Origin of the sequence: Kribbella sp. NBC_01505 (genome assembly GCF_045040285.1) — a bacterium.
Classification (GTDB): domain Bacteria; phylum Actinomycetota; class Actinomycetes; order Propionibacteriales; family Kribbellaceae; genus Kribbella.
Window position 1 is genome coordinate 5,448,934 of the sequence record NZ_CP109425.1, and the last position, 23,888, is coordinate 5,472,821.

The 23,888-nt window shown below is 68.4% G+C and carries 22 protein-coding genes; 13 read left to right on the forward strand and 9 right to left on the reverse strand.

Features of this window, described 5'->3' with window-relative positions; all coding sequences use genetic code 11:
- The first annotated feature begins 16 nt into the window (after positions 1 to 16).
- The 3 genes from OG474_RS25770 (at position 17) to OG474_RS25780 (ending at position 2,439) form a co-directional block, all read left to right on the forward strand.
- Positions 17 to 637, forward strand: coding sequence for a class I SAM-dependent methyltransferase (locus OG474_RS25770; RefSeq protein WP_405056137.1), 621 nt, complete (start codon positions 17 to 19; stop codon positions 635 to 637).
- 457 nt (positions 638 to 1,094) lie between these two features.
- Positions 1,095 to 2,051 carry a UDP-glucose 4-epimerase GalE gene (galE, locus tag OG474_RS25775; RefSeq protein WP_405056138.1) on the forward strand — a complete coding sequence of 319 codons (957 nt, stop codon included), beginning with the start codon at positions 1,095 to 1,097 and terminating at the stop codon, positions 2,049 to 2,051.
- Positions 2,052 to 2,094: 43 nt separating this feature from the next.
- Positions 2,095 to 2,439 (forward strand): hypothetical protein, encoded by a 345-nt coding sequence (locus OG474_RS25780; protein WP_405056139.1) that lies wholly within the window; start codon positions 2,095 to 2,097, stop codon positions 2,437 to 2,439.
- Here OG474_RS25780 and OG474_RS25785 read toward each other — a convergent pair.
- Both OG474_RS25785 and OG474_RS25790 read right to left on the reverse strand, forming a co-directional pair.
- Positions 2,436 to 3,215: an SDR family NAD(P)-dependent oxidoreductase gene (locus OG474_RS25785; RefSeq protein WP_405056140.1), complete on the reverse strand. Its 780-nt coding sequence runs from the start codon at positions 3,213 to 3,215 to the stop codon at positions 2,436 to 2,438. The genes OG474_RS25780 and OG474_RS25785 overlap by 4 nt on opposite strands.
- A gap of 4 nt (positions 3,216 to 3,219) precedes the next feature.
- Complete coding sequence (locus tag OG474_RS25790) at positions 3,220 to 3,900, reverse strand: TIGR03089 family protein (protein ID WP_405056141.1); 681 nt, start codon at positions 3,898 to 3,900, stop codon at positions 3,220 to 3,222.
- 66 nt (positions 3,901 to 3,966) lie between these two features.
- On the opposite strand from OG474_RS25790, the gene OG474_RS25795 reads away from it, so the two are divergent.
- The 4 genes from OG474_RS25795 (at position 3,967) to OG474_RS25810 (ending at position 7,673) form a co-directional block, all read left to right on the forward strand.
- A complete protein-coding gene (locus OG474_RS25795) occupies positions 3,967 to 4,185 on the forward strand; it encodes a twin-arginine translocase TatA/TatE family subunit (protein WP_405056142.1) in 219 nt (72 codons plus the stop codon).
- 10 nt (positions 4,186 to 4,195) lie between these two features.
- Entirely contained in the window at positions 4,196 to 5,140 is a 945-nt protein-coding gene (locus OG474_RS25800; RefSeq protein ID WP_405056143.1) for a siderophore-interacting protein, read from the forward strand.
- Between the two features lie 86 nt (positions 5,141 to 5,226).
- Positions 5,227 to 6,564, forward strand: coding sequence for a hemolysin family protein (locus OG474_RS25805; protein ID WP_405056144.1), 1,338 nt, complete (start codon positions 5,227 to 5,229; stop codon positions 6,562 to 6,564).
- Positions 6,561 to 7,673 (forward strand): hemolysin family protein, encoded by a 1,113-nt coding sequence (locus OG474_RS25810; RefSeq protein WP_405056145.1) that lies wholly within the window; start codon positions 6,561 to 6,563, stop codon positions 7,671 to 7,673. The genes OG474_RS25805 and OG474_RS25810 overlap by 4 nt, the downstream gene beginning before the upstream one ends.
- On the opposite strand, the gene OG474_RS25815 is transcribed toward OG474_RS25810, so the two are convergent.
- From OG474_RS25815 to OG474_RS25830, 4 genes are read right to left on the reverse strand one after another with little or no spacing between them, the layout of a single operon-like run.
- Complete coding sequence (locus OG474_RS25815) at positions 7,594 to 8,355, reverse strand: heme ABC transporter ATP-binding protein (protein WP_405064614.1); 762 nt, start codon at positions 8,353 to 8,355, stop codon at positions 7,594 to 7,596. The genes OG474_RS25810 and OG474_RS25815 overlap by 80 nt on opposite strands.
- Before the next feature lie 38 nt (positions 8,356 to 8,393).
- On the reverse strand, positions 8,394 to 9,431 hold the full coding sequence (locus OG474_RS25820) for a FecCD family ABC transporter permease (RefSeq protein WP_405056146.1): 1,038 nt from the start codon (positions 9,429 to 9,431) through the stop codon (positions 8,394 to 8,396).
- Positions 9,428 to 10,573, reverse strand: coding sequence for a hemin ABC transporter substrate-binding protein (locus OG474_RS25825; protein WP_405056147.1), 1,146 nt, complete (start codon positions 10,571 to 10,573; stop codon positions 9,428 to 9,430). The genes OG474_RS25820 and OG474_RS25825 overlap by 4 nt, the downstream gene beginning before the upstream one ends.
- Positions 10,570 to 11,256: a heme oxygenase (biliverdin-producing) gene (locus tag OG474_RS25830; protein ID WP_405056148.1), complete on the reverse strand. Its 687-nt coding sequence runs from the start codon at positions 11,254 to 11,256 to the stop codon at positions 10,570 to 10,572. Before OG474_RS25830 ends, OG474_RS25825 begins: the two co-directional genes overlap by 4 nt.
- A gap of 91 nt (positions 11,257 to 11,347) precedes the next feature.
- Here OG474_RS25830 and OG474_RS25835 point away from each other — a divergent pair, with 91 nt between their 5' ends.
- The 5 genes from OG474_RS25835 (at position 11,348) to OG474_RS25855 (ending at position 19,492) form a co-directional block, all read left to right on the forward strand.
- Positions 11,348 to 12,082, forward strand: coding sequence for a hypothetical protein (locus tag OG474_RS25835; RefSeq protein WP_405056149.1), 735 nt, complete (start codon positions 11,348 to 11,350; stop codon positions 12,080 to 12,082).
- Positions 12,079 to 15,288 (forward strand): HtaA domain-containing protein, encoded by a 3,210-nt coding sequence (locus OG474_RS25840; protein ID WP_405056150.1) that lies wholly within the window; start codon positions 12,079 to 12,081, stop codon positions 15,286 to 15,288. Before OG474_RS25835 ends, OG474_RS25840 begins: the two co-directional genes overlap by 4 nt.
- Positions 15,285 to 15,572, forward strand: coding sequence for a DUF2470 domain-containing protein (locus tag OG474_RS25845; RefSeq protein ID WP_405056151.1), 288 nt, complete (start codon positions 15,285 to 15,287; stop codon positions 15,570 to 15,572). Before OG474_RS25840 ends, OG474_RS25845 begins: the two co-directional genes overlap by 4 nt.
- Positions 15,573 to 17,101: 1,529 nt before the next feature.
- Positions 17,102 to 18,169 carry an NAD(+)/NADH kinase gene (locus tag OG474_RS25850; RefSeq protein ID WP_405056152.1) on the forward strand — a complete coding sequence of 356 codons (1,068 nt, stop codon included), beginning with the start codon at positions 17,102 to 17,104 and terminating at the stop codon, positions 18,167 to 18,169.
- 87 nt (positions 18,170 to 18,256) lie between these two features.
- Entirely contained in the window at positions 18,257 to 19,492 is a 1,236-nt protein-coding gene (locus OG474_RS25855; protein ID WP_405056153.1) for a hypothetical protein, read from the forward strand.
- Between the two features lie 56 nt (positions 19,493 to 19,548).
- Here the strand turns inward: OG474_RS25855 and OG474_RS25860 are convergent, their stop codons facing one another.
- The 3 genes from OG474_RS25860 to cofD form a co-directional block, all read right to left on the reverse strand.
- Positions 19,549 to 20,229, reverse strand: a complete 681-nt coding sequence (locus OG474_RS25860; protein WP_405056154.1) for a DUF3105 domain-containing protein — start codon at positions 20,227 to 20,229, stop codon at positions 19,549 to 19,551.
- 126 nt (positions 20,230 to 20,355) lie between these two features.
- A complete protein-coding gene (locus OG474_RS25865) occupies positions 20,356 to 21,330 on the reverse strand; it encodes a coenzyme F420-0:L-glutamate ligase (protein WP_405056155.1) in 975 nt (324 codons plus the stop codon).
- Positions 21,327 to 22,304, reverse strand: a complete 978-nt coding sequence (gene cofD / locus OG474_RS25870; protein WP_405056156.1) for a 2-phospho-L-lactate transferase — start codon at positions 22,302 to 22,304, stop codon at positions 21,327 to 21,329. The genes OG474_RS25865 and cofD overlap by 4 nt, the downstream gene beginning before the upstream one ends.
- Positions 22,305 to 22,418: 114 nt before the next feature.
- Between cofD and OG474_RS25875 the strand changes: the two genes are divergently transcribed.
- Complete coding sequence (locus tag OG474_RS25875) at positions 22,419 to 23,639, forward strand: hypothetical protein (protein ID WP_405056157.1); 1,221 nt, start codon at positions 22,419 to 22,421, stop codon at positions 23,637 to 23,639.
- Positions 23,640 to 23,888: the final 249 nt, after the last annotated feature.

The window sequence follows — 23,888 nt, forward strand, 5'->3', positions numbered from 1 at the left end:
GAGCGAAGGAGCGACCATGAAGGACTACTACCGCGAACGTGCGGCTGAGTACGACAAGATCTACGAGAAGCCTGAACGGCAGGAGGACCTCGCCACGTTGCGAGGCCTCCTGCCGTCGCTCGTTGCGGGCCGCTCGGTGCTCGAGATCGCCTGCGGAACGGGCTACTGGACAACAGCCCTCGCCACGTCGGCCCGCTCGGTGCTCGCCACCGACGTGAACGAATCGACGCTCGCCGTCGCGCGCACCCGCTCCTACGCGAACCCGGTGCAGTTCGCCGTGGCAGACGCCTTCGACCTGCCGTCGATCCCGGGCGACTTCGACGCGATCTTCGCCGGCTTCTTCTGGTCCCACGTCCCCCGAGCCGACGTCCAACGATTCGTCCAAAGCCTGCTCGAACGCGCCGACCTCGTCATCCTCACCGACAACCGCTACGTAGCAGGCAGCAGCTCCCCAATCACCCGCACCACCGCCGAAGGCGACACCTACCAAACCCGGCAGCTCTCCGACGGCCGCACGTACGAGGTCCTCAAAAACTTCCCCGCATCCGCCGCCGACGTGGCCCCCGCCCCCATCAACTGGACCAACCTCCCCCACTTCTGGCTAGCCACCCTCACCCGCCCCCATTCCCCCACCTGAGCAGGCATCCCCTCCTCCGGGGTGTTGCCCACCGCTGCAGGGGGTTGCCCCTTGGTGCGTCGAGTGGGCAACCCCCCAACTCGGTGGGCATCCCTTGAGGTGGGGGGTTGCCTTCCGGGAGGTGGGGGTTGCCTTCCGGTGTGGGGGGTTGCCCCTTGGTGCGTCGAGTGGGCAACCCCCCAACTCGGTGGGCATCCCTTGAAGTGGGGGTTGCCTTCCGGGAGGTGGGGGTTGCCTTCCGGTGTGGGGGGTTGCCCCTTGGTACGTCGAGTGGGCAACCCGTGGGGTCAGTGGGCGCGGCTGCGGAAGGCGAGGAACACCCTCGCGCCGAGTATCCGGCACCTACTAACCCGGCCGCGGGCCAGCGCCCCTCAGCCACCCCCGCCGTACCAACCGAGCTGGTACGGGATCGGCCCGTTTCGGATGGAGGTTGGGGAGCAGGTGCGAAGATCGTTGTATGACATGGCTTGTGAGTGGTGGGGCTGGGTACATCGGGGCGCACGTGGTGCGGGCGTTCCTTGCTGATGGCATCGATGTGGTGGTGGTCGATGACCTGTCGAGCGGGAAGGCGGAGTTCGTCCCGGCCGGCGTGCCGTTCGTGCAGGCGAACCTGCTCGACGGAGACGCGGTCCGGGGCGCGCTGGACGGCGTGAGCGGGGTCGTGCATCTGGCCGGTTTCAAGTATGCCGGGGTGTCGGTGGACCGGCCGTTGCACACCTATACGCAGAACGTCACGGCGATGGTGTCGTTGCTGGAAGCGATGAACGACACCGGCGTGCATAACATCGTGTTCTCGTCCAGCGCCGGCGTGTACGGCACGCCGAAGGTCGAGACGGTGACCGAGGAGACCGCGCCCGCGCCGGAGTCGCCGTACGGGGAGACGAAGCTGATCGGGGAGTGGTTGCTGCGCGACCAGGCCAAGGCCGTCGAGCTGAAGCACACCTCGCTGCGGTACTTCAACGTCGTCGGCTCCGGCGACCCGACCGTGTACGACGCGAGTCCGTACAACCTGTTCCCGATCGTCTGCAACCTGCTCTCGCAGGGGAAGGTGCCGCAGATCTACGGCACCGACCACCCGACCCCGGACGGCACCTCGGTCAAGGACTACGTGGACGTGGCTGACCTCGCCCGCGCCCACGTCGCCGCCGCGCGGGCCCTCGATGCCGGTACGGCGCTGGAGCCCGTCTACAACCTGGGGAGCGGGACCGGTACGTCGGTCCTCCAGATCATGGATGCCGCCCGCCGGGTCACCGGGATCGACTTCACGCCGACCGAGGGTCCGCGCCGTCCGGGCGACCCGTCACGCGTCGTCGCGCAGGGCGAGCTCGCCGCGCGCGACCTCGGCTGGAAGAACACGCACACGGTCGACGAGATGTTCGCCTCGGCCTGGAAGGCCTGGCCGGCCAACCGCTGAGCCTCGGCCAACCGCTGAGCCTCGCCACAGCTACAGTCCCGCCATGGCTGATGCGCCCGGCGATCTCCCGGCGTACCTGCGCCGGGACGAGCCGGCGACCTGCCCCTGCGGCCACGACGTACGGCAGCCGTGGCGGACGCGGGGGATGGCGTACAGCCCCGCGTCCTTCATCGGCGGCCTCGCCTGGATCGCGCTCGGCGTCGGCTCGCTCATCGGCGGCTGGACCGTCTTCGGTACGGCGCTGCTCGGCGTACTGGGCGTTCTCGTCGTGGGCTCGTTCATCCTGCAAGCGGTACGACGCCACCGCGGCGCGTGCTTGATCGGCCGCGGGTTGTGGTTCGGGGTCGCCGTGTCCGGGGTGCCGCTGCGCGTGGCCAGCGCCTTCTAGTACTCCTTCTTGGCGTGCCCGGAGGTGCTGAGGTTGACCATGCCCGGGCCGGTCATCACGCCGCCCTCGACCGGCAGAGTGTGCCCGGTGATCCAGGAGGCGTCGTCCGAGGCGAGGAAGGCGACCGCGGCCGCGATGTCCTCGGATTCGCCGACGCGACCCAGCGGGTACATCTTCGCGAACCGCTCCAGCGTCTCCTGCTGGTTGTCCCAGTTCGGCGTCCGAATGGTGCCGGGGGCAACTACATTGAAGCGGACGCCGAGATCGCCGTACCGGGAGGCGTAGTTCACCGTCATCGCGATCTGACCGGCCTTGGCCGCCGAGTACTCGATGTTGCCGAAGGCGGCGATTCCGTTGACGGAGCTGATGGTCACCACGTTGCCGCGGGTCTTCACCAGATGCGGTAGCGCCGCCTGGATGCAGCGCGAGGCGCCGACCAGCGTCAGGTCGAGCTGGCGATGCCAGTCCTCGTCGGTCGTGTCCTCGGGCACCGAGGTGACGATGCAGCCGCCGGCGTTGTTGACCACTACATCCAGCCGGCCGAACCGCTCGATCGCCGTCGCCACCGCGGCATCGACGTCCGCCCGGCTCGTCACATCGGTCCGCACGCCGACGGCCCGGTCGCCGAGCTCGGCCGCGAGTTCGGCGATCTTGTCCTCCTGGAGATCGGTGATGACCACCGAACCACCCTCGGCCGCGATTCGCCGTACCACCGCTGCGCCGATCCCCTGCGCGCCTGCCGTCACGAGCGCGACGCGCCCCTCGAATCGCTGCACTCTTTCAGTCCTCCAGGACTTGGTCGACCTTCTCGTCCGCCACCCGGCGGTCGAGCTTCGTGGGGTCCAGATTGCGGCACAGCACGATCGAGCCGCCACCCGTGATGACCCCGATCAAGACCCTAAGTCCGCCCTGGGTGGTCAGGTCCCGCGTGGTCAGAATCCGGTCCGTGATCGGCTCCGCCGTACTGATCAGGTCGGCATGCGTGAGTTCGTCGTACGCCGGGGAGTCGGCGGCCGGGGCGTCGAACGGCACGAACACGTCGGGGTGGTTGTAGACCTCGGCGCCATAGTCCTGGATGCCTTCCGGTAGCGGCTCGCGGAATCGCCCACCGAGGGGGAGGAGTGCGGAAGCGATCGTCTCCCGCTCGCCGTGGACCGCGAAGTCGGGGCCGGTGATCGCGAGGGTGCCGGTCTTCGAGGTGAGCGCGGCTCCGGCCGACCAGGTCGCGAGCGCCCAGACCACGCCGAGCCAATGCGGCGGGAGTCCGATCGCGACGGTCTCGCCGGCCTCCAGGTCGTACTCGTCGACGAGCAGGTTGGCGGTCTTGGCCACCCAGTTCGCTGTCGTCAGCGCGCTGAGCTCGATCCGTTCACCCGTCTCGTCGTCGTAATAGGTCAGGAGCGGACTCGAACCGTCCCGCCGGACCGCGGCGGCGAAAACCTCGGGCAGAACCTGTGACATATGGCCCACCCTACGGTTCGCGCACCGACGTACTTTGGGAGGGGACTACTGGAAAGAAGGCTGGTCATGGTTCCGCTGTTGATGCTGCCAGAGGGCGGCGAATGGGTCGTCATCTTCATCGTCGTCTTCCTCCTCTTCGGTGCGAAGAAGATCCCCGAGCTCACCCGCAGCGCGGCCCAGGCGATGAAAGAGTTCAAGAAGGTCCAGAACGGCGAGGACGATGCTCCCGCCGTGCAGGCGGCACCAGCCACGCCTCCCGTGGAGACTCCGCAGAAGTCAGGTTAGCCTTGGCTAAGTGAGTAAACCGACGATCCGCGGTGAGATCAGACGACTGACCCGATCGGGGGACTCGCGGGTGGTCTGCCCGGTGCGAGTCCGGCGGATCGAGGAGCTGACCCCACACTTCCGCCGCGTCGTCGTCCAGGGCGACGGACTGGCGGGGTATGCGACCGTCCGTCCGGCCGACGCGTTCAAGCTCGTGATCCCACCGGACGGGGTCGGCGACGTCCGGATGCCGAAGCTGGGCCCGGGCGGTGCTCCGGTCTGGCCGGAAGATCGCCCGGCGCCGCTGATGCGCGCCTTCACTGTCCGCAGCTTTGACCCTGCGACGCGTGAGCTCGCGTTCGATGTTGCCGTCCACGGCTCGGGTCCTGCGATGGCCTGGTTGTATGAGACTCGGCCGGGAAACACCGCGGTCCTGTTCGGCACCCGCCGCGAATTCCATGCCGGGGACGTCGACCATCATCTGCTGATCGGCGACTCGGCGTCGCTGCCCGCGATCGCCGCCATCCGGGAGTCCCTCGACGCTCCCAGCACGGTCTTTCTGCAGGCCGAGTCCGTTGATGAGCAGGTGTTGGTCCCGGGCGACGTCAACTGGATCATCGGGCCGCCGAACACCGGCCCCGACAGCGGATTGGAGAAAGCAGTCCGCGCCTTCAACCTGCCCGCCGGTCGGACCCAGGCCTGGCTGGCCGCCGAGGCCGGCGTCGTCCGGTCGCTCCGCCGCCACCTCACCGACAACCTCGCCATCCCGCGCGACGATCTCCACACCGTCGCCTACTGGATCGCCGGCGAGCCCGCCGAACGCCGCGACGCCGAACAGATGAAGTGGTACCTGAAGGCGGCGGAGGACGGCCTGGACGCCACCGACCCAGCCGTCCTGCAGGCGCTGGAGTTCGCGGGAAGCGTCGGTAACGACACGAGGTATCGGTCTGTGCGGGAGGATGCAGCCGGGTCCTGAGCGTGCCGGGACCATGTAGTAGGCATCTACGTAGTGTCCTTGGCGTCGCTGCTGGGATCGGCTCGGCCATCGCCTAGGGTCGGGGCATGCTGATTTTGGCCGGGTTGGGCCTGATCCTGGTGCTGACTGTTGCCACCGGCTACTTCGTGTCGCAGGAGTTCGCGTACGTCGCCGTGGATCGGAGCCGGCTGCGGACCTTGGCCGATGGGGGCGACGCGGCCGCCGTTCGGGCGCTGAAGGTGACTTCCCGGTTGTCGTTCGTGCTGTCGGGGTCGCAGGTCGGGATCACGGTGACCGCGTTGCTGGCGGGGTATTTCGCTGAGCCGTATCTGGGCGAAGGGCTCGAGGGGGTGCTCGGGTCGGCGGGGGTGCCGGAGGCGGTCCGAGTGACGGTGTCGGTGATCCTCGCGCTGTTGCTGGCGACGGTGATCCAGATGGTGCTGGGGGAGTTGGCCCCGAAGAACTTGGCGATCGCGAAGGCCGAGGCGATCGCACTCAGGCTGTCGCGGTCGACGCTGATGTACCTGACGATCGCCGGCCCGATCATCCGCGTCTTCGACGCCGCGTCGAACCGGATCCTCCGCCGGGTCGGGATCGAGCCGGTCGAGGAGCTGCCGCAGGGCGCGACCGCGCAGGAGCTGGACCGGATCATCGTCACGTCGTACGAGCAAGGGCTCCTGGACGAGGACACCATGCGCCTGCTGGATCGCGGTCTCGACTTCCGCGGCCGGATCGCCGACGAGGCGATGGTGCCGCGGGTGGATGTGGTCACGGTGCACGAGGACGATCCGCTGACGAAGGTGGTCGAGCTGCAGGACACCGGGCACAGCCGGTTTCCCGTGATCGCGGGGTCGGTGGACGAGGTGGTCGGGGTGATCGCGATCGGCGATGTCGTCGAGGTCGAACCGGCCGACCGCGGCCACGTCACTGTCGGCTCCCTCGCATCACCGCCGGTCGTCGTACCGTCCACGCTGCCCCTTCCCGTCGTCCTCGAACGCCTCCGGACGGCGCATCGCCAGTTGGCGATCGTGGTCGACGAGTACGGCGGTTTCGCGGGCATCGTCTCGTTGGAGGACATCGCCGAGGAGCTCGTCGGCGCGATCCGGGACGAGGACGATCTGCCGGAAACGTCACCCGTGCAAGGTGGTGACGGTTCCTGGGTCTTGCCCGCGCGGTGGCGGCTCGACGAGGTCGAGGAGGCGACCGGGATCGCGCTGCCCGAGGACGACGACTACGAGACCGTCTCCGGGCTGGTGATGGCCCGGCTCGGCCGGATTCCGCTGGTCGGTGACGAGGTAGTCCTCGAGCTTCCGCACCGGCTCGACCACGAGGGCCGGCCCATACCCGCGGAGTTCGTCAAACTCGTCGTACAGACGCTTGAACGTCGGGTGCCCGGCCTCGTGGTGATGGAGCGGATCGCATGAGTACGACGCTCGCTCTGATCATCTCGGTCGGTCTGCTGGCACTGAACGGGTTCTTCGTGGCGGCCGAGTTCGCGCTCGTCGCGTCCAAGCGGCATCGGCTCGAGGAGGCCGCGGCGGCCGGAAGCCGGTCGGCGCGGGCCGCGATCGGTGGGATCAGTGAGTTGTCGCTGATGCTGGCCGGGGCGCAGCTCGGGATCACCTTGTGCACGCTGGGGCTGGGCTCGCTCAGTGAGCCGGCGGTCGCGCATCTGCTGCATCCGCTGTTCGAGCTCGTCCACATCCCCGAGGGCGTTGGGCACGTGATCGCGCTGATCATCGCGGTCGGTGGGATCGGCCTGCTGCATGTCCTGCTCGGTGAGATGGCGCCGAAGTCGTGGGCGATCAGCAACCCCGAACGCGCCGCGCAGGCGCTGGCGCTGCCGTTCCGCGGTTTCACGTACGCCGTGCGCCCGCTCCTGCTCGCGCTGAACTGGATCGCCAACCTGTGCGTCCGCCTCGTCGGCGTGACCCCGCAGAACGAACTGGCCAGCGCCCACGGCCCCGACGAGCTCCGGCTGCTGATCGAGTCGTCCCGCGAGCACGGCACCCTCGAGGCGCCCGAACACGATCTCCTGACCGCGATGCTCGCCCTGCAGAACATCACGATCGCCCAGGTGATGGTCCCGATGGACCGCCTCGCGACCGTTCCGTCCACTGCCTCGGCCCGTGACGTCGAGCTGACCAGTCGTCGCGAGGGTCGGTCGCGTCTCGCCGTCATGAGCGGTACGACGATCTGCGGGATCGTGCACGTCCGCGACGCGGCCCGCGCTACCACTGGCGGCGGTACGACGCTCCGTGCCGCCGAACTGATGACTGCGCCGCTGAACCTCGCTCCGGGGACGCCGGTCGCCACGGCGATCCGCACTATGCGCGACCAGCGCTCGCAGCTGGCAGTCGTCTGTACCGGGACCGAACCGCTGGGGGTCGTGGCCCTCGAAGACCTGCTGGAACAGGTCATCGGCGAGTTCGACGACGAGACCGATCCGATCGTCAGCGCCGCGGCAAGATCACCGGAGTGCCGCTCTCCGGATGCGGCCACACCTCCACTGGGTGCCGATACACCTCAGTAAGCAGTTCGGCGGTCAGCACCTCCGCGGGGTTGCCGTCGGCAACAACCTTGCCGCGCGACAGTACGGCGACTCGATCCGCGTAGCCGGCGGCGAGGTTGAGGTCATGCACGACAACCACAACCGCGTCGCCTCCGGCTGCGGACTCTCGAGCCAGCTGCAGCACGGCTTCTTGGTGGTGGAGGTCCAGCGCGGCCGTCGGTTCGTCCAGGAAGAGCAGTTGGGCTTCCTGTGCGAGCGTTCGGGCGAGTGAGACCCGAGCTCGCTCGCCACCGGACAGCGAGCTGAAGACCCGATCAGTGAAGGCTGCGATGTCGGCCGTCTCCAAAGCCGTCCGTACGGCGCGTTCGTCGTCGTCCGCGCGCTCGGTGCCGTACCAGGGCGCGCGGCCCATGGCGACGATATCGGCGACGCTGAACGGGAAGGAGATCGTTGCCTGCTGCAACATGACCGACCGGCGCATGGCGGTCTCGACCGGCGACCAGTGGCTCAACGGTTCGCCGCCGAGGAAGACCTCGCCGTGATCGGGGGCGTGGTCGCCGCTGAGGACGCCGAGCAGGGTGGATTTGCCTGCGCCGTTGGGGCCGACCAGGGCCAGCACCTCACCGGTCCGGACGGACAAGCTGACTCCGTCGAGGATCAGGCTGCCACCCAGCGACAGGGAGACCTCGCGGGCCTCGGCGATCGTCGTACCGGTGGCCAGGCGGGAAGGTAGCCGCCGCCTCATCCCCAGCCTCCTTGGCGGGTGCGGGTCCGGCGGAGCAGCCAGAAGAAGAACGGTGCGCCGACGAGTGAGGTGATCATGCCGATTGGCAGATCAGCGTTACGTATCAACGTTCGGGCCAGCAGATCCGCCACGATCACCAGTACGGCGCCGCCCAGCGCGCTGGCCGGGAGCAGCAGTCGGTGCCCGGGCCCGGCGACCATCCGGATCAGGTGCGGCACCACGAGCCCGACGAAGCCGATGATCCCGGAGAACGCCACGCTCGCCCCGACCAGCAGCGCGACCACCACGATCACGGTCAGCCGCAGGCGCTCGACATCTACCCCTAGGTGGCCGGCCGAACGGTCACCCAGCGACAACAGATCCAGCCGCCGAGCCAGTACGACGGATGCGAGCAGACCCAGCACGGTGAACGGCAGGACCGCGGTCACCGCCGGCCAGGTCGCGCCGTTCAGACTGCCGAGCTGCCAGAAGACCAGCTGCTCCCGAGCGCTCGTGTTGGCGATGAACGTCGCGAACGCGATCAGCGTGAACGCCAGCGAGTTGACCGCGATCCCGGTCAGCACCAACGTGACCACCTCGGTCCGCCCGCTCGCCCGCGACAACGAGTGCACGAGCAACGTCGTACCGAGGCCTGTTGCAAAGGCTGCCGCCGCGATCGTCCAGTTGCCGAGAAACGTGACGCCGGTGACGATCACCAGGCTGGCGCCGACAGCAGCACCGGAGGAGACGCCGACCACCGACGGCTCGGCCAGCGGGTTGCCGAAGACGCCCTGCATCAACGCACCGGCGGTCGCCAGCGAGGCCCCGACCAGTACGGCGAGCGCCACCCGGGGGAAGCGGACCTTCCACAGCGCGTTGTCACCCTGGGGATGGTGGGGCATCGGCCCGAGATCCAGCCCCAGCCGATGCATGATGGAGCCGATGATCTCGGCCGGCGGGATCCGGAGCTGCCCGATCCCCGCGGCCACGATCACCAGCACCACCAGTGCAACGGTCAGAAAGCCCAGCAGGCCTACCGAGCGCAAACGACTCAAGGCGTGTAGACCGCCTTGGCGAGCGCGGCGACGGTCCGGCCGGTCCGCGGCCCGAAGCCGAGCAGTTCGGTGTCGTTCATGTCGATGATGCGGCGCTGCTGGCCGGCCGGCGTCTGGCCGAGCCCGGGCAGTTTGAGCAGCCCGTCGACACCCTTCACCGACTTCAGTCCCTCGGTCATCACGATGATCACCTCGGGTTGCGCCCGGATCAGCGCCTCACTGGTCAACGGGACGAACGACTTGTCCAGCCCGATGTCGGTGCCGGTGTCGATCCCGCCGATCGCCTCGATCATCGCGTCCGCCCCGGAACCAGGGCCGCTCATCAGATACACGCCCGCCGTACCGCGGATGTAGAGGAACGTCATCCGCAACGGCTTCCCGCTCGCAGGAGCCAGCGCGAGTGACGAGGCGATCTCGGTCTCGGTCCGCTTGACCAACTCCTCGCCCCGCTCCGGTACGCCGAGGGCGGCCGCGACCGCGCGGATCTGGCTCGGCATCCCGTCCATGGTCCGGGCGTCGGAGAAGAAGATCACCGGTACGCCGGATGCGCGCAGCTGCTCGATCACCTCGGGCGGCCCGATGCTCTTGTCGGTCAGCACGACCGTCGGGTCCAGCGAGAGGATCGCCTCGGCGTTCAGATCGTGCGCGCTCGGCGTGACCTTCGGCAGCTTGGCCGCCTCCGGGAAGCCGGTCGAGGTGTCTCGCCCGACGACCTTGTCGCCGAGTCCGAGGCTGAAGACGATCTCGGCCAGGGTGCCGTAGAGGTCGACCGGGATGATCCGGCTGACGTCCTTGACCTGCACCTGCTTGCCGTCGCACGACTTCACGTCGACCGGCAGCTTCGGCGCCGCGGACGCTGCGACCGGATGGATCGCGTGGTCGGTCAGAGTCGCGGTCGACGGCCCGGTCAGCGTGTGCGGGTCAGTGCCGGTCGCCGGAGCTTTGGTGGCCTTGGGCAACGGCTTGCCGTCGGCGTCGGCGGTGACCGCGAAACCCTTCACCGGTGGGCGGCAGGCATCAGCGGTCGCCGGCTGCTCGGCGGCGACGTTCGAGGTGGCCGGTCCGGCGCACCCGACGGCGACGAGCAGCAGCAGTACGACGAGGACCGCCGTACGGGAGAAACGGGACCGGTCGAGCGTCACGAGGCGACCTGGGGGTAGCGCGGAAGGACCTGCTCAGCAAGGGATTTGAGCACATCGACGTTGTAGCGGTAGGCGAGCAGGACCTCTTCCAGGACCTGCTCCTGCTCCTCCTCGTCGAGCGGAAGCTGGTCGAGCAGCTCGCGGTACGCGTCCTTGAACGGCTTCGGCTTCACGTTGTCGAAGACGTAGAACCGGACACCGTCGCCGCCGGGGTTCAGGCCGTACTCGGTCGCGATCAGCCGGCCGATCGCCTGGCCGCCCGACAGGTCACCGAGGTAGCGGACGTAGTGGTGGGCGATGAAACCACCTGGCCATCCGGCCAGCTCGGCGAGTCGTTCCGCGTAGAGCCGAGTGGCTACCGTCGGCTCCGGGATCGGCACCCCACGGGTGTGCAGATACGCCAGGTCGGCCTCGAGTGCGGCCCGGCGGTGCAGGTCCGGGAAGACGAACGCGCCGGCCACGGGGTGGCTGCTGAACTGGTCCGCGAGGTCTTCGAGGGCCCGGTAGATCGCCGCGTGCTGAGCGACCAGGGCGGCGTACGCCGGAAGATCCAGGTGGCCCTTGGTGAGGGCTGCGAGGTAACTGCTCCCCTCGGCGTCTCGGTGCATGCGCATGCTCCGTTCCCGGAGGCGCTGCGAGAACGGCGGCTGAGCGGTGGCCGACGGGCCCGATTGTAGGGTCACGAGTGTTAGGTTAGCCTAACCAAAGGCATGTTAGGTGAGGCTAACCTGCACTACTTTTGTCCTGGTGGTGCAGCTGGGGAGGAGCAGGCGCGTGAAGACCTGGGTGGTGTTGTTGCTGGCCGGAGTGGTGCTGGCGCTGGGGACGCCTCTGGCCGCTCAGGCAGCGTCCGGGCCGCAGGGGCAGACGGTGACCGCCTCCGTCACGACCGGGCTCGACCCGGCCGGGACCAAGGTGACGGTCAAGGGCAGTGGATTCGACCTGAACAAGGGGATCTACGTCGCGTTCTGCGTGAACAAAGGCCCCGGACAACTACCTTCTCCTTGCCTGGGTGGCGTGGACATGAAGGGCGAGTCCGGCTCGTCGGTGTGGATCTCGTCGAACCCGCCGTCGTACGGCGAGGGGCTCGCGAAGCCGTTCACGCAGTCGGGTGGCAAGGGGTCGTTCGACGTGCAGCTGACCGTGAAGGCCAAGGATCAGTTCACCAACTGCCTGGACAAGAAGGTCGCTCCGCTGGGGTGCGTGATCGGTACGCGGGCGGACCACACCCGGACGGCGGATCGCAGCGCCGACGTACTGATTCCGGTCACCTTCTCCGGTGGTGGCGGTCAGCCGTCGACCACGCCGTCGAGCTCCAATCAACCGACCACTGCGCCGAGCACTGGCTCGAAGACCACCGGCGGTAAGGACAAGCCGACCGGCGTACTGGCCAACACGGGTGGCCTGGCCATCGGCTTCGCCATCGCCGCGGTCGTCCTGCTGGCCGGCGGTGCAGCGCTGGTCATCGCCACCCGCCGCAAGACCACCAAGAAGGAGACCCCGGCATGAGCCGCCGCCTCGGCTTCGCACTCTTCGCGAGTTTGGCGGCGGTCGCCGCTTCCAGCATCGGTCTGAACCCGGCAGTGGCCGAGGACGCCCCGACCCCGGTTCCGGCACCTACCTTTACGCCGAGGATCGAGGTGTCGAAGACCAGCGACATCACGCCCGGTGAAGACCTGGTGGTGAAGGGATCCGGGTTCGACCCGGCCGCGAACATCTCGACCCGGGTGCCGGTGACCCCCGGCCAGCCCGCCGGCGTGTACGTCGTCTTCGGATCGTTCGCGGACAACTGGCAACCGTCGACGGGTGCCGACGCGTCCACGCGGACCCTGCTCGATACCAAGTGGGCCGTCCCGCAGCCGTCGTACGACCAGGTCTCGACCGACTTCCCGGCGCAGAAGCCGCGGATGGTGTTGCTGAACCCGGACGGCACCTTCGAGCTCACCGTGAAGACGAAGAAGGTCGCGGAGAACCCGCGCAACTACGGCGTCTACACCTACCCGGGCGGTGGCGCGGTCAACGCGGCGCACGAGCTCGGCGTCAAGGTGACGTTCGCGGGGGACACCCCGCCGACGACTCCGCCGCCGCCGGTCGGCTCGCTCGACTGGGGTCTGAAGGCGTCGTTCCGCTCGTACGTCGAGGGTCCGATCGCGCACGGTTCGATCGCGATGACCGCGCCCGCGACGCGTAGTACCGACGGCTCTTTCCGGTTCGCCAATGGCACCGGGACCGCGGAGAAGATCGGGTTCGAGGGCGGCGTGTACTTCAAGGGCCACGAGATGCAGGCGGGCAATCCGCTGCTCGAGGTGACCGCCAAGGACCTGCGGATCGCACTCAACGGCAGCACCGGCAAGATCATCGCGGACGTGGTCAGCAAGAGCCTGGAGACCGGCCGGCCGACGACGTACGACGATGTCGAACTCGCTTCGCTCGACTTCGCGAGCAAGCCGGTCGAGATCAAGGACGGCGTCGCCACGGTCGTCGGCGCTCCGGCGACGCTGACCGAAGCCGGCGTACCCGCCTTCGCCGGCTTCTACGCGGCCGGTACGGCGCTCGACCCGGTCAGCTTCGCGGTGCGGTTGACCACCGCGCCGACCTGGCAGCCGAAGATCGACGTACTGGGACCGGACGGGAAGCCGCTCGGTACCGTTCCGCCGGCCGGTGTGGTCGCGACCGTGCGCGGTAGCGGCTTCGACCCGGCGTCGAACCCGTCGACGCGGCCGCCGGTGACGCCCGGCAAACCTGCCGGTGTGTACGTCGTGTTCGGCAGCTTCGACAAGACCTGGCGGCCGTCCGAGGGTGCACCGGCCGGTGCGCGCCGGGTGCTCGATCAGAAGTGGGCGCTGCCCGATGCTTCGCGGCCGGGAGCGGATCCGGCGTTCGTGACGCTGAACCCGGACGGCACTTTCGAGGCGACGCTCAACGTCAAGCCGGCTGCTACCGCGTCCGGTACCTATGGCATAGCGACGTACGCCGCTGGTGGGGCCGCGCCGAACGCGCCGCAGGAACTGCTCAAGCCGGTGGTGTTCGGCGGTGGGACCGCTGTGCTGACTGTTCAGCCGCCTACCGATCTTGATGACGGGCAGATCGTCAGCGTGAAGGGCGCGGGCTACGCGCCGAACCGCGCGCTGTATGTCGCGCAGACGCCGCAAGGTACGTCGGGCTCGTCGAACCCCTCGCCGTTCTCGGGTGCGCAGCGGGTTGTCACCACAGCGGCGGGGACGTTCGAGACCACCGTGCGGACGGCGGTGACGTTCACCAACGAAGGCGTGAAGGTCGATTGCAAGGCGGTCGCTTGTTACCTCGCGAGCTTCAACTCACCGCTTGCCTCGGACAACGAGGTGATCGACCTGCGTGGCGACCGGACGCAGGACGTGTTCCGCGCGATCACCTTCAAGAACGCGGGGCCGCAGCCGGTGCTGCCGGTGGTGACCACTCAGCCTCGCGCGGCGACTGTGGTTGCCGGTACCTACGTCGTCTTCAGTGCGACGGCGACTGGTACGCCGACGCCGACCGTGCAATGGGAGCGCAGTGCTGATCAGGGGAAGACCTGGGCTCCCATCGCGTCGCCGTCCGCAGTGACGAGCTCGCTGAAGGTGGACGCCGTACAGGTTGCGGACAACGGTTCTCGGTTCCGGGCGGTGTTCAGCAACGCTGCTGGGTCGACCGCGTCGGCGGCCGCGACGCTCACCGTGACCGCGGCCGAGCCGAAGGTCACGGTGACGCCGGAGCCGGTCAAGCAGGGTGCCGAGCTGGTTGCTGAAGGCACTGGGTTCCCGGCGGGGTTGCGGGTGTCGGCTGCGGTCGACACCGCGACGGGTGCGCCGGAGTTCAGCTTCAGCAACGGGAGCGGTCAGACGATCACGGTCAGCTCGGCGAACAGCAAGCCGCTATCGGTTGCCGGAGGCAAGCTTGTGCTGAGTGCCGGCGCGCAGGTCGCGGTCAAGGTCTCCGGGTTGCGCAACAGCAAGGAGAACACGGCTGCCGCGCCGAGTGGCTTCTATGTGATGACGGCGGTCGACAACGGCCCCGGGCAGACCGCATCGCCCGCGATCGGTGGCGCCGACATGACCGGCAAGAGCGGCGAGTCCGCGTGGATCACGAACTTCCCGTACGCCGGTTCCGAGAACGTCGTCGTACGGATCGGTGCTGATCTGACCGCGCGGACGACGGTGACGGTCACGTCGAAGGACGAGTTGACCGATTGCTCGAAGGCGCCGAAGGGCTGCGTGCTGTACCTGCGCGCGGACCATCGGTCGACGGCGAACCGGGCGTTCGACGTACGGGTGCCGTTGGACTTCGCGGCCGCGACTCTTGGGTCGGCAACGGTGCAGGCCGCAACGGTTCACGCCGCTGCGGGTACGCCGTTGGGGGAGCAGGTGGCGGACGCGGACGGCAAGGTGCGGTTCGCATGGCGCGTACCGAACGACTTCGCCGTCGGCAAGCACGTGCTGACGCTGACCGGCCCGTCCGGTCTGACCGCCACTGCGAACTTCTCGGTCTCCTCCGCCGTCACGCCTACTCCGACTCCTAGTGCGACGCCCACCGCGACCCCTAGTGCGACTCCGACGCTGCCGGTGACCGACACCCCGACGAAGCCGACCGGGTCGCTCGCCAACACCGGTGGTGCCGGTATCTGGTTGCCGATCGGCGGCGCCGTACTGCTGCTGGCGGGCGTCCTGATCACCATCTCCACCCGAAGGAAGAAGGCATGAGCGCGCACCCCTTCACCCCGGACATCGTCGCGGCCGTCCTCGAACACATGAACGCCGACCACGGCGCCCACTCCCTGGAGATCGTCCAGACCCTCGGCAAAACCCCCGACGCCACCACCGTCGAACTAACCGCCCTGGACCCCGCCGCCGCCATCTTCACCGCCCAGGTAGCCGGCCAACCGGTAGAAGTCCGCGTCCCCTGGTCCGAACCCATCATCGACCGCCCTCAGTTCCGCACCGAGTTCGCCCGAATGCACCAAAAAGCCGCCCAACACCCCCACTGACCGGTTTGCGGGGATCTGCTGCCGCTGGGAGCCTGTTGCGATTTGGCGGGCGGCGTCCTCCCCAAACTGGTTTGGGGAGGATTTGGGGCCGATTCGGGGGGTGAATGCTCCCCGGTCCGCTCTCCGGGGGGAGGAGACTCTCCCCGAACCGGTTTGGGGAGCGGGATCGCGACGGGTGATCGGTCGCGGTGGTTGAGGGCTTTGTCTGGCCAGGAACCCCTCCTTCCTGAATGTGCTCGTCCGATCCCGCCGCGCGGATTCGGCCGGTGAGGTATGCGGTGGTTGGTCGCCGCTGCGGCCGGTTTGCTGAGACGGGTGGCTGGGCGGGTCTGTGGCTGGGCCGGATGGCGAGGCCGGTGACCGCGTGCCCGTTGCTTGGGGCTGACGGGTTGTGGTTGCTCCCGACGATCAGGAGGCTTGGTAGCTGGCCCGTTGCGGTGGTTGTTCCCGACGGTGAGGAGGCTTGGTAGCTGGCCCGTTGCGGTGGTTGTTCCCGACGGTGAGGAGGCTTGGTAGCTGGCCCGTTGCGGTGGTTGTTCCCGACGGTGAGGAGGCTTGGTAGCTGGCCCGTTGCGGTGGTTGTTCCCGACGGTGAGGAGGCTTGGTAGCTGGCCCGTTGCGGTGGTTGTTCCCGACGGTGAGGAGGCTTGGTAGCTGGCCCGTTGCGGTGGTTGTTCCCGACGGTGAGGAGGCTTGGTAGCTGGCCCGTCGCGGTGGTTGCTCCCGACGATGAGGAGGCCTGTCAGCTGACTCGCCGCCGTGGTTGAGCACGGCGGTTGGGGTCGTCTGCCTCGGCTGCCTGGCCTGCGGAAATTTGGTGGGATATCCGTTCAAGTTGGCCCTTCTCTGCTCAAAATTTGAGGGGAGAACCAGCAACTTGCGGGGAGATCCCCTCGTTTTCCGGGACCGCAACCGAAGCCCGGAAGCTCAAGCAGCCGAAACTGTGGTCACCGACCTCGCCATCCCCCTCAACCACAGACCACGCCCACCTAGCACTTCAGCAAATCGGCCGCGGCGGCGGCCAGCCACCGGGTGCGTGTCCGGCCTGTCCGGTGCGGCGCGAATCGGGGCACTCCAGCCCCGCAAAGGCGCGATGTGGGGCGCGACCTGCGGTTTGGGTGGGCACGGGCGACGGCGTCGGCGGCTGGTCGTCGTTGCGGCCGATGAACTGAAAGATGGGTGGCTGGGGCGGTCCCCGGCTGGGCGGGATGGTGCGGTTGGTGACCGCGGTTCCCCGTTGCTTGGGGCTGACGGGCTGCGGTTGCTGGCGACGGTTGGGAGGTTTGGTGCGTGAGGCGTCGTGGTGGTTGCCGCGAGGATCAGTGGCTGTGCCGATGGTGTTCGCGAGTGAAGGCACTGTGCTGTTGCCAGTCAGGTCGCTGTGTGGGTGTGTGCTTGGGCGTTGAGGGTGGGGAGGGTACTGGCGGAAGTCGATGTCCGGGAGCACGGTCCGCATAGTCGGCTGTTGTTCGCGTGGGTGGGGGGAGGGGCGGATACGGTGGGGGGATCGGTGGCTAGGAGGATGCGGCGTGGTTGAGCGGATCGGGCTTGTGGTTCACCAGGGGCGGGAGATGGCTGTCCGTACGGCGGGGACGGTGCGGGCGTGGGCCGACAAGCACGGGATCGGGTGTACCGATATCGACGTGTGGAAGGACCATGAGGGTCGGCGGGGTGGGATGGCCGAGCTGCATCATGCGGGGGAGCCGGATCTGGTCGTGACGCTGGGTGGGGACGGGACGTTTCTGCGGGGTGCGCGGATCGCGGCGAAGAACAATGCGGCGGTGCTCGGGGTGGATCTGGGGAAGGTCGGGTTCCTGACCGAGGTCGCGTGCAAGGACGTGGAGGCGGCGCTCGAGGCGGTGCACCATGGCGGCGCGACGATCGAGGAGCGGATGACGCTGACGATGCGGGCGTCGCGGGCGCTGGAGATTCCGGAGGGGATCGAGTCGCTGCTGCGGTACGGGCACGGGCCGACGTTGCCGCCGCCGGCGGTTCGGCCGGAGAGTACGGAAGGGAACGGCTGGGGGCTCGCGCTGGACGTGACGGCGCTGAACGACGTCGTACTGGAGAAGCTCGCGCGCGATCACCAGGTGGCGCTCGGGGTGTACGTGGCGGGGCGGTTGCTGGCGTCGTACTCGGCGGACGCGGTGATCGTGGCGACGCCGACCGGGTCGACGGCGTACAGCTTCGCGGCTGGTGGGCCGATTCTGTCGCCGAACACGAACGCGATCGTGTTCACGCCGGTGGCGCCGCACATGACGTTCAACCGGAGTGTGATCGCCGCGCCGGACGAGCCGATCGCGTTGCGGGTGCTGCCGCATTCGGGGCAGGCCGCCGTGAGCATCGACGGGCAGTTGCGCGGCGTACTGGATCCGGGTGACTGGATCGGGGTGTACGGATCCGCGAGGCCGTTGCGGCTGGTGCGGTTGCGGCCGACTGACTTCTACGGGCGGCTGCGCGACCGGTTCCGGCTGACCGACGCGCCCGCGACCGGGATCGACGGGGAGTCGGATGCGTTCTTCCTGCCCTCGGATTCCCCGGTGCCGCCGGATCTCGCGCACCTCCGGCTACCCCCGGCGGAGTCTCCGGCCCGATAGGGGCTTCCCGACAGGGCAGCGGAGAGGGACCGGAAGGCCGCGCTGACGACGGTGTTCGGGCGGTCCTGGGCGGCCGAGACTCGTGGTGTGGACGAACGCGAGCAGGTCTCGAGGCAGCCGCCACAGCGCAGTGAGCAGTTGCAGAGCATGCGCGAGCCTGCGACTGAGGCGCCCACGGCGGCTCCTGACCTGCCACCACACCAGGCGGCGGCCCTGCACGGGCAGCAGACGGCCGGGAACGACGCGATGTCGTCGTACTTCGCAGGCCTTGCCGGGAAATTCCGGGTGATCGATATGACCCACACCTTCCCGTTCCTCGAGACAAAGGTTCCGCCGGGGCTCGACGTCAAGGGCAGCGTGGCGTTCAAGGGCGAGTTCGGGGCGCGCGGAGGCGAGGGCGACACCGGCGTGACGGTCAGCGGCCCGGCCACGTCGAGCAGCCCCAAGGGCGCCGGCATGAGCCTGGCGAAGGCCGAGCTCGAGCGGAAGTTCGCGAGCGACGTGAAGCTGAAGGGAAGTCTCGAAGGGTCGCCCAGCGGCGTCACGCCGTCGCTCGAGATCAGCGGTCCGACCGGGGTCGCGGGGACGAGCGTGCGCGCCGAGTTCGCGCCGATCAAGATCACGCACGACATGGAGAAGGGCAAGAAGGTCTCGCTGGCGTTCGTGAAGCTCACCGGTCGGCTCCCGTTCGAGTTCGCCGGTGAGGACCTCTACGTCAAGGGCTCCGCCGATCTCGTGCTGGAGATGTCGCTGGATGCGGTCGAAGGGGTCAAGAGCCTGGTCAAGCAGTACGGCACCGCGACGCGGGGCGAGGCACTCGCCTGGGCCGGGGCCGAGGCCGGCATCTTCGCGATGCTGGTCGGCGGTGCGGCGCTGGTCGGTCTGGACTTCGCGGACGAGGAACGCCGGGAGCAGCTGTGGAACAGGGCGTTCAACCGGGCCCAACAGGTGGTCAACGCCGAGACCATCTACCTGACCGAGCTCGGCGGGCATCAGGTCGCGGCTGCCGGCGCCATCGAGCAGCTCGCGCAGCGTGAGGCGCGGGAGCAGCGGGCCAAGATGGCCAAGAACCTGGCGCTGGACGAAGACCTGGTCAGCTGCATCATCAGGAACGAGCAGCAGTCGATCGTCCCGTTCCGCTGGCGGGACGCGGCGCTGGACGACCTGATCCGCAAGATGGAGAAGCAACTCGACGAGTACGCCGAGGCGCATCCGCTCCGGACCCTGTGGGGTCTGCGCATCCGCGAGGACAAGACCAGGGTCAACCGGATCATCGACGACGTCCGCGAAGGCGGCGGCGAGCCCCAGATCAGACAGGGGTAAAACAACAGCCGGGCCGGTGCGAGTGCACCAGGCCCGGCTGTCGGAAGCGCGGGAGCTCAGCCGCCGTTGGGCTCTTGGGCGTCCTGGGCTGGGTACTTCGTCATGAAGTTCTTCAGGGCCTCGCCGCTGACGGAGCCGCAGAACTGGCGGTGGGCGAGGGCCTCGGTCGTGCCCTCCTTGTTACCGGACCAGTGCGCGAAGACGAGGTTCTTGCCGTCCGGCCAGGGCTTGCCCTCGTCGGCCTTGAACGGGGCCGCGATGAACTTGCCGAGGGAGCTGTCCGGCAGCTTGCCCTTGGAGATCTGCTCGATCTGGTCGATCTGCTCCTTCGGGAGGGTGTCCCGATACCAGAGCAGCGTGTAGCCGTGCTCCAGGTTGTGCACCAGGTTCGAGACCGGCGGGCGGTCGGCGACGGTGTAGAACTTCTTCCCGAACGGCGCCCAGGTCGCGTAGTGCGGGCCCGAGGAGGGCGGCGACTGGTCATACATGATGACCGTGCCGTCCGGCTTGTGGTCCTGGGTGCCGCCGGCCTTGTCATCGGTCGGCGTGTCACACGATGCCGCGCCGGCGGCGACGCCGAACTCGGTCACGGCCTGGTCCTTGGTCCGCGAGTCCTGGATCAGCTTGATCGCCGGGTAGGCGATGATGGCCAGACCGACGACGATCGAGGCGACCACGATCAGCACAGTCCGGTTCCGGTCGGACTTGGCCTGGTCGCGCTGCATCTTTTCGATCATCTCGCGGCGTGACTGCTTCTGCGACGACGCTTTACCCACAGTGTTGGTCTTCCCGGATCCGGGCGGCCATCGGCGCCGCCGTGCGGATGCAGTGTACGAGAAGCACCTAAGAAGTTGCCTAGAAAACTACCTGGACCGTGAGCCGAACGTGACCGTCGCCTCACTCCCCGGCCCCGATCGCACGCTCACTCCGTATCCCTCTGCGTGCAACAGCACCGCCAGCCGCTCGGCGATCACACCGACCGTCACGGGCTCGTCACCGAAGACCGTGATCGTGCTGTCGAGCACCTGCAGGTGGATGCCCTCAAACGAGTCCAGCAGCCCGTCCCACAGCGCCGGATCCACCTCACGCGGCTCAGCAGGCGCCACACGCTCCAGTACGGCGGCACGCGCGGCCTCGCGGGTCCCCAGACTGAACATGTCCAGCTCAGCGTCCCGCACCAGTGCCCGAGCGCCCGGACCGTGCTCTCCGACCGGCAGCACGACGTCCGCGAGCCCGCGCAGGACCGCGACCGGCACGCCGTCCGCCTTGCCCTTCACGAGCTCACTGGCGCTCGCGATCTCGTCGGCCAGCGCCGGCTCGGTCACTGCGAGCACATTGCCGTGGCTGTCCGTCGTACCGCGCAGGTCCTCCACGACGCGCACTCCGGCCGCCCCGATCGCCAGATCGGTCTGTCCGTTGCGCCATGGCCGCCCGAGCGTGTCAGTGACGACCACTCCGACGTTCACGTCGTACCGGGCCTTCAGAGCGTCCCGCAGTCCCTGCGCAGACGCGTCTGGGTCCACAGGTAGCAGCAGAACGGTGCCAGGTGCTGTGTTGGAGGTGTCCGTGCCCGCAGCGGCCATCACCAGGCCGTGCCGGGTCTGAACGATCCGAGTCTCGCCGCGCTGCGCCACGACCCGCACCAGCTCGGAGTCGATTGCCTCCTGCCGCGTGCCGAATGTCACGCGGCCCTCTGCCTTGCTGACGATCTTCGAGGTGACCGAGACGACGTCCCCGTCGCGCAGGTCCGCCGCCTCACCGATCAGGGCGGGCAGATCGTCTCCGGCCGCCACCTCGGGTAGTCCGGTCACCGGGAAGACTTCCAGGTGTTTCCTCATCGCCGTACGGCCTCCGCGAGGTGCAGTGCCGCATCAGCCATCGCGGCGGTGGTGGACTCGTCCGTCATCCACAACGGCACCGCCTGCACGTGAATTCCGGCTCCGGCGATCGAATCCGCCTGGATGGAGTCCGAGGTGTCGATCAGCCAGCCGTCCAGTACGCCGCCCGTCGTCCGCGAGCCGTAGAACCGGGCGACGGCGGAGGCGGTCGAGGCGACGCCGACCGCGGCCAGCACCTTGTCGGCCATCCCACGGACCGGACCGGTGCCGATGATCGGCGACAGCCCGATCACCGGGGCGGCGGTCTCCCGGACGGCCTCCCGGATCCCCGGTACGCCGAGGATGGTGCCGACCGAGACGACCGGGTTCGACGGCGGGATCAGCAGCACGTCGCAGTCCGCGATCGCCTCCAGCACGCCGGGGGCGGGCTTGGCCTTGTCCTGTCCGACGGCAACGATCTGGTGCGCGGTGATCTCGGCGTGCCAGCGCACCCAGTACTCCTGGAAGTGGATGGCCTTGCGCTTGCCCGGCTGGTCCGGGTCGTCGACCACCACGTGCGTCTCGACCCGGTCGTCGCTCATCGGCAGCAGCCGGACCGGCAGCTTCCACCGCTGGCAGAGTGCTTCGGTGACCGCGGACAGGCCGTAGCCGGCGTCCAGCATCTGGGTCCGGACCAGGTGGGTGGCCACGTCCCGGTCGCCCAGCCCGAACCAGGTGGGCTCCACGCCGTACTCGGCGAGCTCCTCCTTGATCACCCAGGTCTCGTCCTCACGACCCCAACCACGTTCCTTCGAGATGCCGTCGCCGAGCGTGTACATCACGGTGTCCAGGTCCGGGCAGACGCGCAGCCCGAACAGAGTGATGTCGTCGGCGGTGTTCCCCACCACGGTGATCTCGGCGTCCGGGCGGGCCTTCAACAGCCCGCGGATGAAGGTGGATCCACCGACGCCGCCGGCCAGCACTGTCAATCGCATGGGAAGAGTCTGCACGAGTCGTCAATGCGCCGAGCCACCGCACGACTATGCTGCGGTGGGTCCGAACATCCGCACAGCTCAGTTGTACGGCCCCCAACATCCCGAGGAGCCCTCGTGGTCACCGACGCAACCAAGAAGCTCAGAGAGCCGGTCGCGTACATCCTGCTCGCCTTTGCCGCCCTGTCCGTGCTGGCGGTCCTGATCCTGCTGTTCGTCGGCGACAGCACCTTCACGACCAACGCCCTGCGCGCGCAAGGTCGTCTCGCGCCGACCGAAGTCAGCGGCCTGGTGCTACTGCTCAGCCTGGCCGGATCGGTATGGCTGGTCAACGAAGCGGGTGAGCGTACGACGAACGCCCGGCTCGTCACCACCGCCGCTCTCGCGATCACCGGGGTGGCCGTGCTGATCGGACTGATCGCGGCCTTCGCCGTCTTCGGGGCCGACGTCTCCGGCGGCCTGACAGTCGTCAACTTCCTGTGGTCGCTCGGGAGCCTCGCCCTGTACGGCGTCGTCGGGTACTACATCTTCACCACCTTCCAGGGTCTGCCCGCGACGGTGCGTGCGCCGAAGCCGGGCCAGTTCGCCCCGCAGGGTCAGTACGGGAACCAGTACGGGCAGCAGCAGCCGCAGCAGTTCGGGCAGCAGGGCGGCCAGTACGGTCAGCCCGGTCAGTACCCGCAGCAGGGCCAGTTCGAGCAGGGCCAGCAGCAGGGCGGCCAGTACGGCGGTTATGGCGCAGCAGCCGGTGCAGGTGCGGCCGCTGGTGCCGCGGGCGGTGCTGTAGCCGGTTACGGGGCTGCTCAGGGCGAGCAGCAGTGGCCGCAGGAGCAGAGCTGGAACCAGGGCGAGCAGCAGCAGCCGACCTGGTCTGCCGGCGACGCCGAGACCCCGCAGCAGCCGGCCGAGCAGGCCTGGTCCGCCGGTGCGCAGCCGGGCACCGAGCCGACCCAGCAGTGGAGCTCGGAAGGCCAGCAGCAGCAGTGGAGTGGCCAGGAAGCTCAGGGCAACCAGTGGGAGCAGCAGCCCCAGGCTTCCCAGTGGAACGATGGCAGCCAGCAGCAGTGGTCCGGTCAGGACTACCCGCAGCAGGAGTGGCCGTCCGGTCAGGCCGAGCAGCAGCAGGCGCAGCCGGAGGGCCAGCCGACCTGGCAGTCCGGTGAGCAGTCCTGGCCCGCTGAGGACGCTCCGGCCGCTGAGCCGGCAGCTGCCGAGCAGCCGCCGGCCGCCGAGCCGGTAGCCGACGAAACCCGCGTCGAGCCGCGAGTTTCGGAGACCGACAAGGACGACCAGGGTCAGCAGCAGGGCCAGCAGGGCTGGTGGTCGCAGCCGTCCTGATCTTTCAGGATCGCTGTGCTGGCTGCGTTATTTCGTGCAGTCCCAGGGTGCAAGCCCTTACCAGACTCTGTTGACAAAACAACTTCATCGAGTTTCAGCACGTAGCACATGAACACGAGAGGCCTGTGTACACAGGCCTCTCGTTGTTTTGCAGCCATGTTGCGGATGATGCCAATAGCAGACCACGGCTTGACTTTCGTGCATTGCAGGAATGTAATTTCAACCGTGTCGTTCGTTGACACTCGGTAT

Coding starts and splice junctions, on each gene's coding strand:
- OG474_RS25770 (WP_405056137.1), top strand. CDS start 17: ATGAAGGACTACTACCGCGAACGTGCGGCTGAGTACGACAAGATCTAC.
- galE (WP_405056138.1), top strand. CDS start 1,095: ATGACATGGCTTGTGAGTGGTGGGGCTGGGTACATCGGGGCGCACGTG.
- OG474_RS25780 (WP_405056139.1), top strand. CDS start 2,095: ATGGCTGATGCGCCCGGCGATCTCCCGGCGTACCTGCGCCGGGACGAG.
- OG474_RS25790 (WP_405056141.1), bottom strand. CDS start 3,900: ATGTCACAGGTTCTGCCCGAGGTTTTCGCCGCCGCGGTCCGGCGGGAC.
- OG474_RS25795 (WP_405056142.1), top strand. CDS start 3,967: ATGGTTCCGCTGTTGATGCTGCCAGAGGGCGGCGAATGGGTCGTCATC.
- OG474_RS25805 (WP_405056144.1), top strand. CDS start 5,227: ATGCTGATTTTGGCCGGGTTGGGCCTGATCCTGGTGCTGACTGTTGCC.
- OG474_RS25810 (WP_405056145.1), top strand. CDS start 6,561: ATGAGTACGACGCTCGCTCTGATCATCTCGGTCGGTCTGCTGGCACTG.
- OG474_RS25840 (WP_405056150.1), top strand. CDS start 12,079: ATGAGCCGCCGCCTCGGCTTCGCACTCTTCGCGAGTTTGGCGGCGGTC.
- OG474_RS25845 (WP_405056151.1), top strand. CDS start 15,285: ATGAGCGCGCACCCCTTCACCCCGGACATCGTCGCGGCCGTCCTCGAA.
- OG474_RS25860 (WP_405056154.1), bottom strand. CDS start 20,229: ATGATCGAAAAGATGCAGCGCGACCAGGCCAAGTCCGACCGGAACCGG.
- OG474_RS25865 (WP_405056155.1), bottom strand. CDS start 21,330: ATGAGGAAACACCTGGAAGTCTTCCCGGTGACCGGACTACCCGAGGTG.
- cofD (WP_405056156.1), bottom strand. CDS start 22,304: ATGCGATTGACAGTGCTGGCCGGCGGCGTCGGTGGATCCACCTTCATC.